The organism is Methylobacterium oryzae, assembly GCF_036441375.1.
Classification (GTDB): domain Bacteria; phylum Pseudomonadota; class Alphaproteobacteria; order Rhizobiales; family Beijerinckiaceae; genus Methylobacterium; species Methylobacterium oryzae_A.
The window spans coordinates 449,303-466,585 of the sequence record NZ_MLCA01000006.1; the positions used below are offsets into that span (position 1 = coordinate 449,303).

Annotated in this window: 14 protein-coding genes; 7 read left to right on the forward strand and 7 right to left on the reverse strand. The window is 71.3% G+C overall.

The window, feature by feature from the left end:
• Window positions 1–76: 76 nt before the first annotated feature.
• The 5 genes from MOTC310_RS12735 to rpsF form a co-directional block, all read right to left on the reverse strand.
• Window positions 77–1,564 (reverse strand): replicative DNA helicase, encoded by a 1,488-nt coding sequence (locus MOTC310_RS12735; RefSeq protein ID WP_273561639.1) that lies wholly within the window; start codon window positions 1,562–1,564, stop codon window positions 77–79.
• Between the two features lie 301 nt (window positions 1,565–1,865).
• Window positions 1,866–2,438, reverse strand: a complete 573-nt coding sequence (rplI, locus tag MOTC310_RS12740) for a 50S ribosomal protein L9 (RefSeq protein WP_331294054.1) — start codon at window positions 2,436–2,438, stop codon at window positions 1,866–1,868.
• Between the two features lie 41 nt (window positions 2,439–2,479).
• Window positions 2,480–3,517: a hypothetical protein gene (locus MOTC310_RS12745; RefSeq protein WP_331302018.1), complete on the reverse strand. Its 1,038-nt coding sequence runs from the start codon at window positions 3,515–3,517 to the stop codon at window positions 2,480–2,482.
• 128 nt (window positions 3,518–3,645) lie between these two features.
• Window positions 3,646–3,897 carry a 30S ribosomal protein S18 gene (gene rpsR / locus MOTC310_RS12750; protein ID WP_007561044.1) on the reverse strand — a complete coding sequence of 84 codons (252 nt, stop codon included), beginning with the start codon at window positions 3,895–3,897 and terminating at the stop codon, window positions 3,646–3,648.
• Window positions 3,898–3,900: 3 nt separating this feature from the next.
• Window positions 3,901–4,362 (reverse strand): 30S ribosomal protein S6, encoded by a 462-nt coding sequence (gene rpsF / locus MOTC310_RS12755; RefSeq protein WP_331293528.1) that lies wholly within the window; start codon window positions 4,360–4,362, stop codon window positions 3,901–3,903.
• A 625-nt stretch (window positions 4,363–4,987) separates the two neighbouring features.
• Here rpsF and hpnA point away from each other — a divergent pair.
• The 6 genes from hpnA (at window position 4,988) to MOTC310_RS12785 (ending at window position 12,030) form a co-directional block, all read left to right on the forward strand.
• A complete protein-coding gene (gene hpnA / locus MOTC310_RS12760; protein ID WP_331302019.1) occupies window positions 4,988–6,016 on the forward strand; it encodes a hopanoid-associated sugar epimerase in 1,029 nt (342 codons plus the stop codon).
• The gene (gene hpnC / locus MOTC310_RS12765; RefSeq protein WP_331302020.1) at window positions 6,013–6,909 is read left to right on the forward strand and encodes a squalene synthase HpnC; all 897 of its coding nucleotides are present in this window, start codon (window positions 6,013–6,015) and stop codon (window positions 6,907–6,909) included. Before hpnA ends, hpnC begins: the two co-directional genes overlap by 4 nt.
• On the forward strand, window positions 6,906–7,757 hold the full coding sequence (hpnD, locus tag MOTC310_RS12770; protein ID WP_331302021.1) for a presqualene diphosphate synthase HpnD: 852 nt from the start codon (window positions 6,906–6,908) through the stop codon (window positions 7,755–7,757). The genes hpnC and hpnD overlap by 4 nt, the downstream gene beginning before the upstream one ends.
• On the forward strand, window positions 7,757–9,058 hold the full coding sequence (gene hpnE / locus MOTC310_RS12775; protein ID WP_331302022.1) for a hydroxysqualene dehydroxylase HpnE: 1,302 nt from the start codon (window positions 7,757–7,759) through the stop codon (window positions 9,056–9,058). The genes hpnD and hpnE overlap by 1 nt, the downstream gene beginning before the upstream one ends.
• Window positions 9,059–9,100: 42 nt before the next feature.
• A complete protein-coding gene (gene shc, locus MOTC310_RS12780) occupies window positions 9,101–11,098 on the forward strand; it encodes a squalene--hopene cyclase (RefSeq protein WP_331302023.1) in 1,998 nt (665 codons plus the stop codon).
• Window positions 11,099–11,331: 233 nt separating this feature from the next.
• A complete protein-coding gene (locus MOTC310_RS12785) occupies window positions 11,332–12,030 on the forward strand; it encodes a phosphorylase (RefSeq protein ID WP_331293521.1) in 699 nt (232 codons plus the stop codon).
• 114 nt (window positions 12,031–12,144) lie between these two features.
• Here MOTC310_RS12785 and MOTC310_RS12790 read toward each other — a convergent pair whose 3' ends face one another.
• Window positions 12,145–13,671 carry a Do family serine endopeptidase gene (locus MOTC310_RS12790; RefSeq protein WP_331293520.1) on the reverse strand — a complete coding sequence of 509 codons (1,527 nt, stop codon included), beginning with the start codon at window positions 13,669–13,671 and terminating at the stop codon, window positions 12,145–12,147.
• 342 nt (window positions 13,672–14,013) lie between these two features.
• On the opposite strand from MOTC310_RS12790, the gene MOTC310_RS12795 reads away from it, so the two are divergent.
• A complete protein-coding gene (locus MOTC310_RS12795; protein WP_331302024.1) occupies window positions 14,014–14,364 on the forward strand; it encodes a hypothetical protein in 351 nt (116 codons plus the stop codon).
• A 195-nt stretch (window positions 14,365–14,559) separates the two neighbouring features.
• Here MOTC310_RS12795 and MOTC310_RS12800 read toward each other — a convergent pair whose 3' ends face one another.
• A complete protein-coding gene (locus MOTC310_RS12800; protein ID WP_331302025.1) occupies window positions 14,560–17,277 on the reverse strand; it encodes a valine--tRNA ligase in 2,718 nt (905 codons plus the stop codon).
• Between the last annotated feature and the right edge of the window lie 6 nt (window positions 17,278–17,283).

The following is a 17,283-nucleotide window of genomic DNA, read 5'->3' on the forward strand; positions in this document are numbered from 1 at the left end:
CCCTGAGCGATCGCGCGCCGCCCCGGGGCCGCTTCGCTACGCTCGCGATGACGGAGCCAGCCGGACTGGGGCCGCCTCACATCTGCTCGGGGATCCGGTCCGTCTGCGCGAGGTTCGAGAACCGGGTGATGTTGGCGTCGAACTGCAGTTCCACCGTGCCGGTCGGGCCGTGACGCTGCTTGCCGAGGATCACCTCGGCCTTGCCGTGGACGCGCTGCATCTCGGCCTCCCAGGCGAAGAACTCCTCCGTGCCCTCGCGGGGCTTCTTGTTCCCGACGTAGTACTCCTCGCGGAACACGAACATCACGACGTCGGCGTCCTGCTCGATCGAGCCCGATTCGCGCAGGTCGGCGAGCTGCGGGCGCTTGTCGTCGCGGTTCTCCACCTGACGGGAGAGCTGGGACAGGCCGATGATCGGCACCGCCAGCTCCTTGGCGAGCGCCTTCATGCCCGTGGTGATCTCGGTCATCTCCTGCACGCGGTTGTCGCTGCGCTTGCCGGAGCCCGACAGCAGCTGGAGGTAATCGACGATCAGCAGGTCGAGCCCCTTCTGGCGCTTCAGGCGCCGGGCTCGGGCGGCGAGCTGGGCGATCGAGATGCCGCCGCTCTGGTCGATGTAGAACGGGATCGTCTGCATGTCCCGGGCGGCGTCGGTGATCTTGTAGAAATCCTCGGGCCGGATATCGCCGCGGCGGATCTTGTAGGAGGGCACGCCCGACTGCTCGGCGATGATACGGGTGGCGAGCTGCTCGGCCGACATTTCCAGCGAGAAGAAGCCCACGATGCCGCCGTTCACGGTCTTGGTCGTGCCGTCCGGCTGCTTCTCGCCGCGGTAGGCCTTGGCGATGTTGAAGGCGATGTTGGTCACCAGCGAGGTCTTGCCCATCGCCGGTCGCCCCGCGAGGATGATCAGGTCGGAGGGCTGCAGGCCGCCCATCTTGGCGTCGAGGTCGGACAGCCCCGTGGCGATGCCCGAGAGCTTGCCGTCGCGCTGGTAGGCCTTGGCGGCCATGTCGACCGCGGCGGTCAGCGCGTCCGAGAATTTCTGGAAGCCGCCGTCGTAGCGCCCGGCCTCGGCCAGCTCATACAGGCGTCGCTCGGTCTCCTCGATCTGGTCCCGCGGCGCCTGCTCCACCGGCGCCTCGTAGGCGCCGTTCACCAGATCCTCGCCGATGGTGATCAGCCGGCGGCGGATGGCGAGGTCGTAGATCGTGCGGCCGTACTCGCCGGCGTTGATCACCGTCGTGGCGTCGGCGGCGAGCCGCGCGAGGTACTGCATCACCGTCTGGCCGCCGAAATCGGCGTCGCCCAGATAGGTCTTCATGGTGATGGGCGTGGCGAGCTTGCCGGCCTTGATCAGGGAGGCCGCCACCGTGAAGATCTGCTGGTGGGCATCCTCCATGAAGTGCTCGGCGAGCAGGAAGTCCGACACCCGGTAATAGGCGTCGTTGTTCACCAGGATCGCGCCCAGCAGCGCCTGTTCCGCGTCGATGTTGTGCGGGGCGACGCGGTACTCGGCCTGGACTGCTTCGAGCTTGGCCGTGAGCGCATTGGGCAGGGCCATCGGCGGACGACTCCGTATCAGGCGCCGCGGCGGGCGCGCCAGGATCACACCGCACGACCTTGGCCCCGGTATGGTTACCGAAGCCTAGCCGACGGCCGGTTCTCCCGGGCCGGGGCGCGGAAAAGCGGACGCCCGCCGACTCTCGCGAGCGGCGGGCGTCCATGCTGGAACAAAACTGGAACGTGTCAAGTCTCGGGGGCGTTCATCCCCAGTGTTCACCGGCATACAGGGCGGGGCAGGGACCCCGCCGCATCGCGTCGCGCCCGCGAGCCCGGCCGGGCTCGCGGGCGCGGGCCGCGGATCAGCCGCGGTCGTCGGCACCCTCGCCGGCATCGGCCAGCGCCTGACCGACCTCGAGGCCGAGGTCGTCGAGGTTGAACGCCTCGCGCTCGGTGACGGACTCGCCGCGGGCCTGACGCTCGGCCTCCTCGGGGCTGCGGGCGACGTTGACGGTGATCTCGACCTCGACTTCGGGATGCAGCACCACCGGGACCTTGTGCAGGCCCAGCGTCTTGATCGGCTGGTTCAGGGTGAACTGACCGCGATCCACCGTGAAGCCCTCCTTCGAGACGACCTCGGCGAGGTCGCGGGTCGAGACGGAGCCGTAGAGCACGCCGGTCTCGCCCGACTGGCGGATCAGCATGAAGCTCTGGCCGTTCAGCTTCTCGGCGACCGCCTCGGCGTCCTTCTTGCGGTCGAGGTTGCGGGCCTCGAGCTGGGCGCGCTGGGCCTCGAAGTGCTTCTTGTTGGCTTCCGTCGCGCGCAGGGCCTTGCCGCGGGCGAGCAGGAAGTTGCGGGCGAAGCCCGGGCGGACATTCACGGTCTCGCCCATCTGGCCGAGCTTGGCCACGCGCTCGAGCAGGATCACTTCCATGGTCTTTCTCCTTCGGGTTTTCGGCCACGCGGGCCGGGGTCTCACGGCGCCGGATCGCCCTTGGGACGTCGGCGGTCGAGGGCTGTGTCGGCGAGGCCGAACAGGGTGAGGGCGACCAGGGCGATGCCCTGGGTCACGAACAGGATCAGGTACATGCCGAACAGCATGAGCCCGCGGCCCGGACGGCCGCGCGAGCGGTCGTGGAAAGCGGCGAGGCCCTGGAGCGCGAAGGCCGCGCTGAACGCGCCGAGGAGCGCGACCCCGAACACGCCGACATAGCCGGGCGCGAAGCACATCGCGGCGGCCGCCGCGACCGCCGCGAGCGTGCTGCGCGGCATGGCGGTGGACGGGATGTCGGGCCAGGGCCGCGGCAGGCGCCCCGAGATCTTCACGATCCGGGCCGAGGCCCAGAGGTAGAAGGCCAGCAGCAGGGCCAGGCCGTTCGCCGCGAAGGCCGGCACGACGCGGGCGAGGGCGTCCGCCACCTCGCCCCGCGTGACGTCCGCCGGATCGGTGTCGGCCCGCGGCGCCGGATCGGGCGCGGCCGCCCCGTCCTTGCCGACCGCGTCACCGCCGGCGGTCGGGCGCGCGTCGGCGCGCCGGGTCTCGGCGGGCGGGCGAGCCTCGGGCAGCCGCGTCTGAACCAGGGTCTGGGCGAGCCCGCGCAGCTGCGCGTCGAAGGCGGCGTGGTTCGGCGAGGACAGGACCGCGATGGCGATGAAGGCGAGGGCGGCCGTGGCGGCGATCCAGCCGAGCAGGCGGCCGGTCGGGTACCATTCGAGGCCGGCGGGCGTCTCGCGCCCGAGGAGCGTGAGGTAGGCGAGCCACCAGGCGGGGAGAGCGATGTAGGCCGCGAAGGCCAGTCCCATGAAGGGCGCGATCACCAGGACCAGCGCGAGACTGCCGGCGGCGGCGGCGGCGAGCGCGGCCTTGTGACTCCAGCCGAGCCCCACGATCAGGATCGGCAGCGGTGCCACGAGGTAGAGCAGGATCGCCAGCGGGGTCGCCTTCAGAAGCACCCCGAACAGGAGTGCCGAGACGAGGCCCGCGCCGATACCGATGCCGATATGCTGTGCCATGGGTTCCGCTGTCCCGCTGCCGGTCCGGCAGGGTTAGGGGCGGCAAGGCGCCCCAACGATCGGGCGGCGCGAGCCGCCCTCTGCGAGGACCGGCCCGGACTGATGCCGGGCCGGCAGGGTTCGATGGCCTACTTGATCACGTAGGGCAGCAGGCCGAGGAAGCGGGCGCGCTTGATCGCCTGGGCGAGCTCGCGCTGCTTCTTGGCCGAGACCGCGGTGATCCGCGACGGCACGATCTTGCCGCGCTCGGACACGTAGCGGGACAGGAGCTTGACGTCCTTGTAGTCGATCTTCGGCGCGTTCGCGCCGGAGAACGGGCAGGTCTTGCGACGACGGAAGAAGGGACGGCGTCCGCCGCCCGCACCAGCACCGAATGCCATGGGTTAGCCCTCCCCGCCGAAGCTGCGCTCGCCGCGGTCACCGCGATCGCCGCGGTCACCACGGTCGCCGCCGAAGCCGCCACCGCCGAAGCCCTCGTCGTCCCGACGACGGCCGCGCTCGCGATCCTTGCGGTCGTCGCGGTCGCGCTTCTGCATCATGGCGGACGGCTCGGGATCGAGCTCCTCGACCCGGACGGTCATGAAGCGCAGCACGTCCTCGGAGATCTGCATCTGGCGCTCCATCTCGGCGATGGCGGCCGGCGGGGCGTCGATGTTGAGGAGCGCGAAATGCGCCTTGCGGTTCTTCTTGATCCGGTAGGCGAGGGACTTCACGCCCCACATCTCGATCTTCTCGAGACGGCCACCGTTCTGCTCGATCACACCCTTGTAGGTGTCGATCATCGTCTCGACCTGCTGGGACGTCACGTCCTGGCGGGCCAAGAGCACATGCTCGTAGAGAGGCATTGTCGGGCCTTTCAGCGTCAAAAGGAGCCCGGCCGCCGGAAGGCGGCTGATTCGGGCCGGTTCATCTCGCGATACGCTCGGCGCCAAGCCCTCCGAGCCGATTTTCAGGCCCGAGCGGTTGATCGAAGGCGGAGACACCGGACGACGGGATCCGGAAGATCCCTGTGCCGCGAACGGCACCGTCCGTTCAGCCCCCGGCCGGAGCGAACGCGAGGGGCGGCGCATAGTCGGTTTTCCCGGCGCTGGCAAGATCGGCGCGCTCGTCGGGCGGCCGAACACGACTTGGTGCGGCTTCGCGCGGTGGCCGCGCGGTGGCGACGCCAGGGCAGCACCGCGCGGAGCCGGTGCGCGGCGCCGACCCGATCCGTCCCGAGCGCGGGGTTCCCCCGCGCCGATGATCGATACCCGACGACAGTACGAGGCGGCGACGCCGCGTCCCCGGACAGGCACATCCGCCCGCTCCGGAGACCCGCCCCGTCCGGTGCGGAGGCTTTCCCAGTCCACGCTGCGGCGCGACCTTGCCCGGAACCGCCGCGGCTTGCCGCTCGGGCGGTTCGATGACACAAGCGCGGCGCGGCCGGGGATCCCCGGCCGCGCTGGTTTCCGGTAATTCTCCAGATCCGCGATGGCAGAGGCCCCATCTTCCGGCCCCTCCGAGGTCGGTCCCGTGCTGATCACCGGCGCGAGCGGCTTCCTCGGCTCAGCCCTGGTCGACGTGTTCCGCCGGGCCGGCTTCCCGGTGCGCATCCTCGTGCGCGCCTCTAGCCCGCGCCGGAACCTCACCTGGACCGACGTCGAGATCGCCGAGGGCGACATGCGCGACCCGGCCGCCGTGGCGGCGGCGATGCGCGGCCAGCGCTACCTGATCCACGCCGCGGCCGATTACCGGCTCTGGGCGCCGGACATGGAGGAGATCGTCCGCACCAACCGCGACGGCACGCGCCTGATGATGCGCGCGGCCCTGGAGGCCGGGGTGGAGCGGGTCGTCTACACGTCGAGCGTCGCCACCATCCGGCCGCCGGCCGACGGCGTCACGCCCTCCGACGAGACCATGCCGCTCACGCCCGAGACCGCCATCGGCGCCTACAAGCGCAGCAAGGTCGTGGCCGAGCGCGTGGTCGAGGAGATGGTCGCCCGGGACGGGCTCAAGGCGGTGATCGTCAACCCGTCGACGCCGATCGGCCCCCGCGACGTGAAGCCGACGCCGACCGGCCGGATCATCCAGGAGGCGGCGCTCGGCAAGATGCCGGCCTTCGTCGATACCGGCCTCAACCTCGCCCACGTGGACGACGTGGCCCAGGGCCACCTGCTGGCGCTCCGCAAGGGGCGGGCCGGCGAGCGCTACATCCTCGGCGGCGAGGACGTGTTCCTGTCGCAGATGCTCGCCGACATCGCCGGCATGGTCGGCCGCAAGCCGCCGACCGTGAGTCTGCCGCGGGCCGCCGTCTACCCGGTGGCGTTCTTCGCGCAGCTCGCCGCCCGGGTCACCGGCAGGCAGCCTTTCGCGACGATCGACGGGATCCGCATGTCGCGCTACCGGATGTTCTTCTCGGACCGGAAGGCGCGCGCCGAACTCGGCTACACGGCCCGGCCGTACCGAGAGGGCCTGTCGGACGCGATCACGTGGTTCCGCGAAGCCGGGTACCTCGCATGAGCACCCTCGATTCCGCCACCGCGACGCGCTCCGGCAAGGGGCACCGCGACGAGAATTTCCCCGTCGCGTCGCACCTGATCCATCCCCGTCACCGGGGCGCGATCCTGGCCTTCTACGACTTCGTCCGCGCCGGCGACGACGTGGCCGATCACTCCGCGCTGGCGCCGGAGCGCAAGATCGAGCTGCTCGATCGCCTCGCCGACGCGCTCACCGGCGCCGGACCGTCCGATCCCGAGGCCGAGCCGCTGAGGCGCGAGCTCGCGGCCCGCGGCCTGCCGCCCCGGCACGCCCTGGAACTGCTCGACGCGTTCCGCATGGACGCGCGCAAGAACCGCTACGCGGACTGGGACGAGCTGATCCATTACTGCCGCTACTCGGCCATGCCGGTCGGGCGGTTCGTCCTCGACGTGCACGGCGAGGATCCGGCGCGGGTCTACCGGGCCTCCGACGCGATCTGCGCGGCGCTCCAGGTGATCAACCACCTCCAGGATTGCGGCAAGGACTACGCGGCCCTCGACCGGGTCTACCTCCCGCAGGATTGCCTCGACCGTCACGGCGCCACCGTGGCCATGCTCGGGGAGGCGAAGGCGCCGCCGCAGCTCCGGGCCGCGACCCGCGAGCTGGCGCAGCGATGCCTCGACCTCCTCGACGAGGGCGCGGTCCTGCCGGACCTGATCGACGACCTGCGCCTGTCGCTGGAGATCGCCGCCATCCACCGGCTCGCCGTCGTGCTGAGCCGGGGCCTGCTGGAGCGCGACCCGCTCTCCGAGAAAGTCCATCACGGCAAGGCCGCCTTCGCGCTGACGGCGCTGGGCGGCGTCGCCGCCACCCTGGCGCGCCGGCCCTTCCGCGGCCGGACCGTCCGGGCCGCGGCTCAAGGAATCCGCTCGTGACCGCCACCGCCACGCCCGCCCAGGACCCGGAGGGCGCCGCCCCGGCGCTGCCCGCCGCCGGCTCCTCCTTCTACACGGCGATGCGCCTGCTGCCGAAGGAGCGGCGGGAGGCGATGTACGCCGTCTACGCCTTCTGCCGCGCCGTCGACGACGTCGCCGACGACGGCGGCACTCGCGCCGTCCGGCAGGTCGAGCTCGACCGCTGGCGGGCCGATATCGACGCGCTCTACGCCGGCCGCCCGGCCGCGCGCGTGCGCGACCTCGTGGAGCCCGTGCGCCGCTTCGGCCTGAAGCGCGAGGATTTCCAGGCGGTCATCGACGGCATGGCGATGGACGCCGTCGCGGACATCGTCGCCCCGGACGCCGAGACCCTCGACCTCTACTGCGACCGGGTCGCGAGCGCGGTCGGCCGGCTGTCGGTGCGGATCTTCGGCATGCCGGAGGCGGACGGCATCCGGCTGGCGTGGCACCAGGGCCGCGCGCTCCAGCTCACCAATATCCTGCGCGACATCGACGAGGATGCCGAGCGCGGCCGCCTCTACCTGCCGCGCGAGAAGCTCCGGGCGATCGGCCTCGCCGACCCGACGCCGGTCGAGGCGATCAGCCATCCCCGCATCGGCGAGGTCTGCATCTCCCTCGCCCGCGAGGCCGAGGACCATTACCAGGCGACCTGGGAGATCATCCGGCGCAGCCCCCGCAAGTCGACCAAGGCCGCCCGGCTGATGGCGGCGGCCTATCACCTCTACCTGAAGGCGGTCCTCGCGCGCGGCTGGGCCATGCCCCGCGCCCGGGTAAAGCCCGGCAAGCTCGCGCTGCTGGGCGTCGTCCTCCGGCACGGCCTGATCTGATGGGTACCGTCCACGTCGTCGGCGCCGGCCTCGCCGGCCTCTCCGCTTCCGTCGCGCTCGCCGAATCCGGGGCCCGGGTGGTCCTGCACGAGGCCGCCAAGCAGGCGGGCGGCCGCTGCCGCTCGTACTACGATCCGGCCCTCGGCCTGACCATCGACAACGGCAACCACCTGCTGCTGTCCGGCAACGCCGATTCCCTCGGCTTCCTCAGGACCATCGGCGCGCCGGCCGACGCCCTGGTGGGGCCGGACGTGGCGGCGTTCGACTTCGCCGACCTGAAGACCGGCGAGCGCTGGCGGCTGCGCCCCAATGCCGGGCGGCTGCCCTGGTGGGTGATGAGCCCGGCCCGCCGCGTCCCCGGCACCCGGGCGCGGGACTACCTGGCGCCCCTCGGGATCCTGCGCGCGGCCGCCGGCAAGGCGGAGGGCGCGGGCGGGACCATCGGCGCCCACATGGCCTGCGAGGGCACGCTCTACCGGCGCCTCTGGCACCCGGTTCTGCTCGCCGCGCTCAACACCGAGCCCCGCGACAGCGATGTCGGTCTGGCGGCGCGGATCCTGCGCGAGACCCTGGGCGCGGGCGGCAAGGCCTGCCGGCCGCTCGTCGCCGTCGAGGGCCTGTCCTACGCCTTCGTCGACCCGGCGATCCGCTATCTCACGGGCCGCGGCTGCGAGATCCGCCTCGGCCGTCGCCTGCGCGCGCTCGAGTTCGCCGACGGCCGGGTCGGGCAGCTCGTCTTCTCGGACGGCGCTGAGAGCCTCGGCCCGGAGGACGGCGTCGTGCTGGCGCTGCCGCCGTGGGTCGCCCGGGAGGTGTTGCCCGGTCTCCTCGCACCGGTGGAATTCCGCTCCATCGTGAACGCGCATTTCGCGCTGGTGCCGAAGCCCGGCAGCCCCCTCGTGCTCGGCGTCGTCAACAGCCTGACAGAGTGGCTTTTCGCCTATCCGGACCGGTATTCGGTCACGATCAGCGGCGCGGATCGCCTTCTCGACGTGCCCCGCGAAGACCTCGCCCGGCAGATCTGGGCCGAGATCGCACAGTTGTGCAACCTTGCACCGGACCTGCCCAGCTGGCAGATCGTAAAGGAGAAGCGTGCGACCTTCGCGGCGACGCCGGCGGAAGCCGCGCGGCGCCCGAAGGCCGAAACCGCCTACGACAATCTCGTCCTGGCAGGCGATTGGACCGCCACCGGCCTGCCTTCGACGATCGAGGGAGCGATCCGCTCGGGCCAGACGGCCGCACGTTCCTTGCGTGCGGGATCTGTCGTGCGCGCTGGAACCCAGGTGCGCGGCGCAGCTTGAGGCATGGCGTCCGCCGCGAGGCGGTCGCTCGAGGCGAGGACTATGAGAGAGGCCGTAAGCAAAGTCGAGGCGCTGCAGCGCTCGAAGACGCAGGGGATCTCGCTCGAGGACGTCGAGCGCGGCGTGGCGCAGGCGACGCGCGCGCTGACCGCCCTGGCGCACGACGACGGGCACATCTGCTTCGAGCTCGAGGCGGATGCCACGATCCCGTCCGAGTACATCCTGTTCCACCATTTCCGCGGCACCCAGGTCCCCGGCGACCTGGAGGCCAAGATCGGCAACTACCTCCGCCGCACGCAGGGTCGGCACGGCGGATGGGCCCTCGTCCACGAGGGGCCGTTCGACATGAGCTGCACGGTCAAGGCGTATTTCGCGCTCAAGATGATCGGCGACGACATCGAGGCGCCGCACATGCGCCGGGCGCGCGAGGGCATCCTGTCCCGCGGCGGCGCGGCCAACGCCAACGTGTTCACCCGCTTCATGCTGGCCCTCTACGGCGAGGTGCCGTGGCGCGCCGTGCCGGTGATGCCCGTCGAGGTGATGTTCCTGCCGAAGTGGTTCCCGTTCCACCTCGACAAGATCAGCTACTGGGCCCGCACCACCGTGGTGCCGCTGTTCGTGCTGCAGGCGACCAAGCCCCGGGCGCGCAACCCGCGCGGCATCAGCGTGCAGGAGCTGTTCGTCACGCCGCCGGAGAGCGTCCGCTCCTGGCCGGGCTCGCCCCACGCGACGTGGCCGTGGACGCCGATCTTCGGCTTCATCGACCGGGTGCTGCAGCGGGTCGAGAACCACCTGCCGCGCAAGAGCCGGCAGCGCGCCATGGAGATGGCGCGCGCCTGGGTGAGCGAGCGCCTGAACGGTGAGGACGGCCTGGGCGCCATCTTCCCCGCCATGGTCAACTCGGTGCTGATGTACGAGGTGATGGGCTACCGGCCCGATCACCCGCAGGTCCGCGTGGCCTGCGACGCCATCGAGAAGCTCGTCGTCGAGAAGGCCGACGAGGCCTACGTCCAGCCCTGCGTCTCGCCGGTCTGGGACACGGCGCTCGCGAGCCACGCGCTGCTCGAGGCCGGCGGCCCCGAGGCCGAGGCCCAGGCCCGCGCCGGCCTCGACTGGCTGAAGCCCCGCCAGGTGCTCGACATCGTCGGCGACTGGGCGGCGCGCAAGCCGAAGGTCCGGCCGGGCGGCTGGGCGTTCCAGTACGCCAACGCCCACTATCCCGACCTCGACGACACCGCCGTGGTGGTGATGGCGATGGACCGGGCCATGCACCAGCACGGGCTGGTCGCCGGCATGCCGGACTACAAGGCCGCGATCGCCCGCGCCCGCGAGTGGGTCGAGGGGCTGCAATCCGAGGACGGCGGGTGGGCGGCGTTCGACGCCGACAACAACCACATGTACCTCAACCACATCCCGTTCTCGGATCACGGCGCGCTGCTCGACCCGCCGACCGCGGACGTGACCGCCCGCGTGGTCGGGATGCTGTCCCAGCTCGGCGAGACCCGCGAGACCTCCCGCGCCCTCGACCGCGGCGTGAACTACCTCCTGAACGACCAGGAGGAGGACGGGTCCTGGTACGGCCGCTGGGGCATGAACTTCATCTACGGCACGTGGTCCGTGCTCTGCGCCCTCAACGCCGCCGGGGTCGACCCCGCCGATCCGCGCATCCAGCGGGCGGTGAACTGGCTGATCCGGATCCAGAACCCGGATGGCGGCTGGGGTGAGGACGCCTCCTCGTACAAGATCGACCCGGCCTTCGAGCCCGGCTCGTCCACCGCCTCGCAGACCGCCTGGGCGCTGCTCGCCCTGATGGCGGCCGGCGCGGTCGACGATCCGGCCGTGACCCGGGGCATCAACTTCCTGACCCGCACGCAGGGCGCGGACGGGTTCTGGAAGGAGGAGCGCTACACCGCCACGGGCTTCCCGCGGGTGTTCTACCTGCGGTACCATGGTTACCCGAAGTTCTTCCCGCTGTGGGCGATGGCGCGTTTCCGCAACCTCAAGCGTGGCAACAGCCGGCGCGTCCAGTTCGGCATGTGACGTCCGCTGACGTCCTGGGGCCGGCCCGACGGGCCGGCTCCGCTCCGCCGGATCGCGGCGCGCTCGACCGTCCCGACAGCCGATCCGCGAGCCCTGGTACCCGACACGTGGCCTCCTCAGACAGTGATCCCGCGGGCCCGGACGATCCGCCCCCCGCGCCGGATCCGGCCCGGACCCCGCCCCGGCGCTCGCGCCTGCTTGCGGACCTCGCCGGACTCGTCCACGAGCGGGCCATGATCGATCCTGCCGCACCCGTCCTGGCCGTCACCGGCCTCGCCCGCGAGCGCCGCATGGCGGCGGGGGAGGGGGTCGAGGCGGTGGGGGCCGGCGGAAATCCCCACCGGCTGCGTCAGCTCCTCGAGGCCCGGCCTGAACCCGGCTGCCGGGCGGTGATCAGCTTCGGCATCGCGGGCGGCCTCGATCCCTCGCTCAGGCCCGGCGACGTCGTGGTCGGCACCGGCGTGGTCAGCGAGGAGGGCCGGCGTGCCGCCGATCTCGACCTGTCGGCCACGCTCCTCAATCTCCTGTCCGGCGTCGGGCCGCGGGTGATCCCGGCGGATCTGGCGGGCGTCGACACCGCGGTTCTCGCGGTCGACGGCAAGACGGACCTGCGGACCACCACCGGCGCCGCGGCGGTCGACATGGAATCGCACGTGGCCGCGTCCTTCGCGGGCCGGCACGGCCTGCCCTTCGCGGCCGTGCGCGTGATCTGCGATCCGGCCGATCAGGCCCTGCCGGCCTTCGCGGCCTCGGCGCTCACGCCGGACGGCGAACCCGACATCGCCGCCGTGTTCTTCGCTTTCGCGCGCGGCCGGGCGCGCCTGGGAGACCTGATGCGCCTCGCCCGGGACTCGAACGCCGCCTTCGCGGCGCTGGGACGGTGCCGGACGCGGCTCGGGCCGGGACTGGGCATACCGGTCCCGGGGCGCTGAGACGCCCAGACGCGGCCGGGCTGGGCACGAAAAAGCGCCGGCCTGTTCGGCCGGCGCGAGTCGAGGTCACCACGAGACGGCGCGGGGCGGACCCCGCGCCGGGAGAAACCGGACTCAGCCAGCCTTCTTGTTGAGCGAGACCGCCACGAACCGGGTCTGGCCCTTGCCGCTCTTCACCCGCATCAGCACGGCCTTGCGCCCGCTCGACTCGGCCGCCCGGATCTGCGTCGCCACGTCCGCCGGACGGGACACGCTCTGGCCGCCGACATCGAGGATCACGTCGCCCGCCTCGATGCCCTTGGCGGCCGCCGGGCCGTCGGGATCGACTTGGACCACCGCGACGCCCTGATCCGACAGGCCGACATCGCCGGCCGGGGCGAGCTGCAGGCCGAGCCGCGGCTGGCCGTTGCCCGAGTCGTCGTCGCGGCTCGCCATCTTGGTGCCGTCAGTCGGCATAGTGCCCAGCGTCACCGTGGCGGTGTCGGTCTTGCCGCCGCGCAGGTAGCTCAGCTCGACCTTCGCGCCCGGCTTGAGGCCGGCGATCTTGCGCGAGAGTTCGCGGGCGCTGTCGACGGTGTCGCCGTTGACCTTCTCGATCACGTCGCCCGCCTTCAGGCCGGCCTTGGCCGCCGGGGTTCCGTTCTCGGCGTGGTCGACGAGGGCGCCCTTGGCCTTGTCGAGGCCCAGACCCTCGGCGATATCCTGCGTCACGGGCTGGATCTGGACGCCCAGGTAGCCGCGGGCGACCTTGCCGTCGGTCCGGAGCTGGTCGACCACCGCCTGCACGGTCTCGGCGGGGATCGCGAAGGCGAGGCCGACGCTGCCGCCCGACGGAGAGGCGATGGCGGTGTTCATGCCGACCACCTCGCCGTTGACGTTGAAGGTCGGGCCGCCCGAGTTGCCCTTGTTGATGGGCGCGTCGATCTGCAGGAAGTCGTCGTAGGGGCCGGCGCCGATGTCGCGGCCGCGGGCCGAGACGATGCCGGCAGTCACGGTGCCGCCGAGGCCGAACGGGTTACCGATCGCCACCACCCAGTCGCCGACCTGGGGGGCCGACTTGCCGAACTGCACGTACGGGAAGTTCGAGCCCTCGGTGATCTTCAGCAGGGCGACGTCGGTCTTGGAATCCTTGCCGATGACCTTCGCGTCGAGGGTACGGCCGTCGTCCAGCGTCACCTGCACGGTCTTGGCATGGTCGACGACGTGGTTGTTGGTGACCACGTAGCCGTCGGCCGAGATGATGAAGCCGGAGCCGACCGCGCCGCGCGGGCCCTGATGCTGGGGCTGCATGCCACCGGGGCCGTTCTGGCCGAAGCGCTTGAAGAACTCGCGCAGCTGCGGCGGCACGTTCTGGAGGTTGCGCCCCTGGCTCGGGCCGTCGTCGTCGTCGCTGCTCGCCGAGTCGTCGAGCTTCACCTTCACCGAGACCACGCCCGGCTTCACCTTGTTGACGATGCCGGCGAACGAGCCCGGCGGGTGCTCGGGGGCCTCGATCGGCGACTTGGGAAGCGCCTGCGCGTAGGCTGGGGTCGCGGCCGGCAGATAGCCGCTGCCGATAGCGCCGCCGGCGATCAGCGCGGCAGCCGCCACGGAGGCGAGGGCGCGGCGCGAGGTGCGGCCAGTGGGACGGGTCTCGGTCATGGGGGGTCTCAACCTCTCGGAACTGATCGGGACGACGCCGGTGGTCGCGGCGGTCGATGGGATCGGTTTAAGGGGCGGCGCCTGACCCGGTCGTGGCGATCAAATTACCGTTTGGACATGTGACCGGTCGGTCGCGGCGCGCCCTCGCGGTCCTGACGCCCGCCCGGGGCGGCGGGGCGCGACGACCCTCTGCGACGTGGGAAAGGGCCGGGCTTGTGCCGTCCGGCACCGCGCTTCCCCAGAGTCTCCCTACAATCCCGCTCAGTTCGGCAGGCCGGCGCAGATCCCGGTGCTGCCAGAGGCCAATGTCTGGGTAGAGAGGGTGCGATGAGGACGCTGTTGATGGCCGCCATCTTCTTCGGGTCGACTGTCGGTGCGATGGCGGTCGAGTCCTATGCGGACTACCGTGACTACTTTGACGCAAATTCCATCGTAACAGATCGCGCAGCGCGCGGCGTTTCCAGGACGATGTACGACATCGATACGCGCCGCTACGATGACGGGCGTGCGGACCGTGCGGTGACCAACCTGAAGCCCGGGCATTGGAACCAGGCGGGAGGGTATGTCCCGCCGGACTATTCTACGCATCCCCACGGCGCGTCGCGGGACGGCTTCTGGAGCCCGATCGACACGTCGTCCGCGAGCTGGGGGACCCCAAAGGCCTTCACCGGTACGCTCGGTACCCGCCGATGATCTCGGCTTCCCGGGCAGGAGACATCGACGCCGGCGCGACCGCCGTCAGCGGCTGCGCCCCGATCCGGCCCCCCGTGTGACCGCCCGATGCCGGGTGCGCCCGGACGGTGATCGCACACCCACCGGCATCCCGAGGAGCCTCGCTCCGGCACCTCAGGATCGGGGCGCGGCTTTCGAGGCTCTCTGAACCGGCGCTCAGCCCCCGCTGAGCCGGGCCAGCGCCTCCTCGATCTTCGCCAGCCGCGCCGACTCGCTCTCGCGGCGCTCCCGGTTCTCCTCGATGATCTCCTCGGGCGCCCGGGCCACGAAGTCGGCGTTGCCGAGCTTGGCGTCGATCTTCTTGATCTCGCCCTGCGCCTTGCCCTGCTCCTTCTTCAGGCGCGCGACCTCGGCCGCGAGGTCGACCACACCCTCCAGCGGCAGCGCGGCGACGCTGCCGCGCACCAGGAGCTGGACCGAGTTCTTCGGCGGCGTGTCCGCGAAGGTGATGTCCGACAGCCGTGCGAGGCGCAGCAGCGTGTCCCGCCACGCTTCCACCCGCGCTCGGACCTCCGGAGCGGCGCCGACCATCGCCAGGGGAATCTGCGCGCCGGCCGGGACATTGGTCTCAGACCGCGCCGAGCGGATCTGGCTGACGAGATCGACTACGAAGCCGACCTCGGCCTCGGCGGCCGCGTCGGCGAGGCCGCCGAGGTCGGGCCAGGCGGCGAGGGTCAGGAGGCCGCGCTCCGGCAGGTCGGCCCCCTTGATCGCCCACAGCTCCTCGGTGAGGAAGGGCATGAACGGGTGCAGGAGCTTGGCGACCTGATCGATCAGGAACGCCACGCTCGCCTGCGTCTCGGCCCGGATCGCGGGATCGACGCTCTCGCCCTGCAGCACGGGCTTGGCGAGCTCGAGATACCAATCGCAGAAGATGTTCCAGACGAAGCGGTAGGCGGCCGCCGCAGCGTCGTTGAAGCGGAAGGCCTCGAGGGCGCCCGCGACCTCGTCGACCGCGCGGGCCGCCTCGGTGAGCGCCCAGCGGTTGATCGCGCCGGTGGCCGAACGCGGGTCGAAGGCGGGATCCAGGCGGCAGCCGTTCAGCTCGGCGAAGCGGGCGGCGTTCCAGAGCTTGGTCGCGAAGTTGCGGTAGCCCTGCACACGGTCGGTGGACAGCTTGATGTCGCGGCCCTGGACGGCCAGCGCGCAGAGGGTGAAGCGCAGGGCGTCGGCGCCGACCTGATCGATCAGCTCCAGGGGATCGACGACGTTGCCCTTCGACTTCGACATCTTCGCCCCGGAGGCGTCCCGCACCAGGGTGTGCAGGTAGACCGTGTCGAAGGGCGCCCGGTCGGTGAGGTGCAGGCCCATCATCATCATCCGGGCGACCCAGAAGAACAGGATGTCCTTGCCGGTCACCAGGGTGTTGGTCGGGTAGAAGCGGGTGAGCTCCGGGGTCGTGTCCGGCCAGCCCAGCGTCGAGAACGGCCAGAGCGCCGAGGAGAACCACGTGTCGAGGACGTCCTCGTCGCGGGTGAGCGCGACCGGTCGGCCGTGCCGCGCCTCGGCCGCGGCCAGCGCCTCTTCCTCGCTCTCGGCGACGAAGATGCCGCCCGCGTCGTCGTACCAGACCGGGATCTGGTGACCCCACCAGAGCTGGCGCGAGATGCACCACGGCTCGATGTTGGTGAGCCACTGGAAGAAGATCTTCTCGTAGTTCTCGGGCACGAACTTGGTCTGCCCGTCGCGCACCGCCTGGAGGGCGCGCTCCGCGAGCGGCTTGACGTTCACGTACCACTGGTCGGTCAGGTAGGGCTCGATGACCACGCCCGAGCGGTCACCGTGCGGGACCGCGTGGGTGTTCGGCTCGATCGCGCGCAGGCGCCCGCGCGCCTCCATCAGCGCGACGACCTCCTTGCGGGCCTGCGCGCGGTCGAGGCCGTGGAGCGCCAGCGCCTCCGGCTCGGGCGCGATCCCGTCGAGGAAGTCCGCGTTGCCGTCGAGCAGCATCCGGCCCTCGGGATCGAGCACGTTGATCAGGCCGAGCCCGTGGCGGCGGCCGACATCGAAATCGTTGAAGTCGTGGGCGGGCGTGATCTTGACCGCGCCCGTACCCTTCTCCGGATCCGAGTAGGTGTCGGCCACGATCGGGATCAGCCGCCCAACCAGCGGCAGGCGCACGCGCTTGCCGACCAGCACCGTGTAGCGCTCGTCCTCGGGATGGACCGCGACGCCGGTATCGCCCAGCATCGTCTCGGGGCGGGTGGTCGCCACCGTGATGACCTCGCCGGTCTCGTTGCCGGCCTCGTCCACCACCGGGTAGTCGAAGTGCCAGAGATGGCCCCTCGTCTCGATCTGCTGGACCTCCAGGTCCGAGATCGCGGTCTGGAATTTCGGGTCCCAGTTCACCAGCCGCTTGTCGCGGTAGATCAGGCCCTGTCGGTGTAGGTCGACGAAGGTCTTGAGGACGGCCCGGCTGAGGCCCTCGTCCATGGTGAAGCGCTCGCGGGACCAGTCGCAGGAGGCGCCGAGCCGCTTCAGCTGGTTGACGATCGCGCCGCCGGATTCCGCCTTCCAGGCCCAGACCTTCTCGACGAAGGCCGCGCGGCCGATCTCGCGGCGGCCGGGCTCCTGACGCTCCATCATCCGCCGCTCGACCACCATCTGGGTGGCGATGCCGGCATGGTCCGTCCCCGGTTGCCAGAGCACGTCCTTCCCGCGCATGCGCTCGAAGCGGCAGAGGATGTCCTGCAGCGTGTTGTTGAGGGCGTGGCCCATGTGCAGCGAGCCCGTCACGTTCGGCGGCGGGATCACGATGCAGTAAGGCGGAGCTCCGGCGCGCTCGGGCCGGCCGGCGCGGAAGGCGTCCGCCTCAGCCCAGGCGGCGGAGATCCGCGCCTCGACGGAGGTGGGCTCGAAGGTCTTGTCCATCATCGCGGG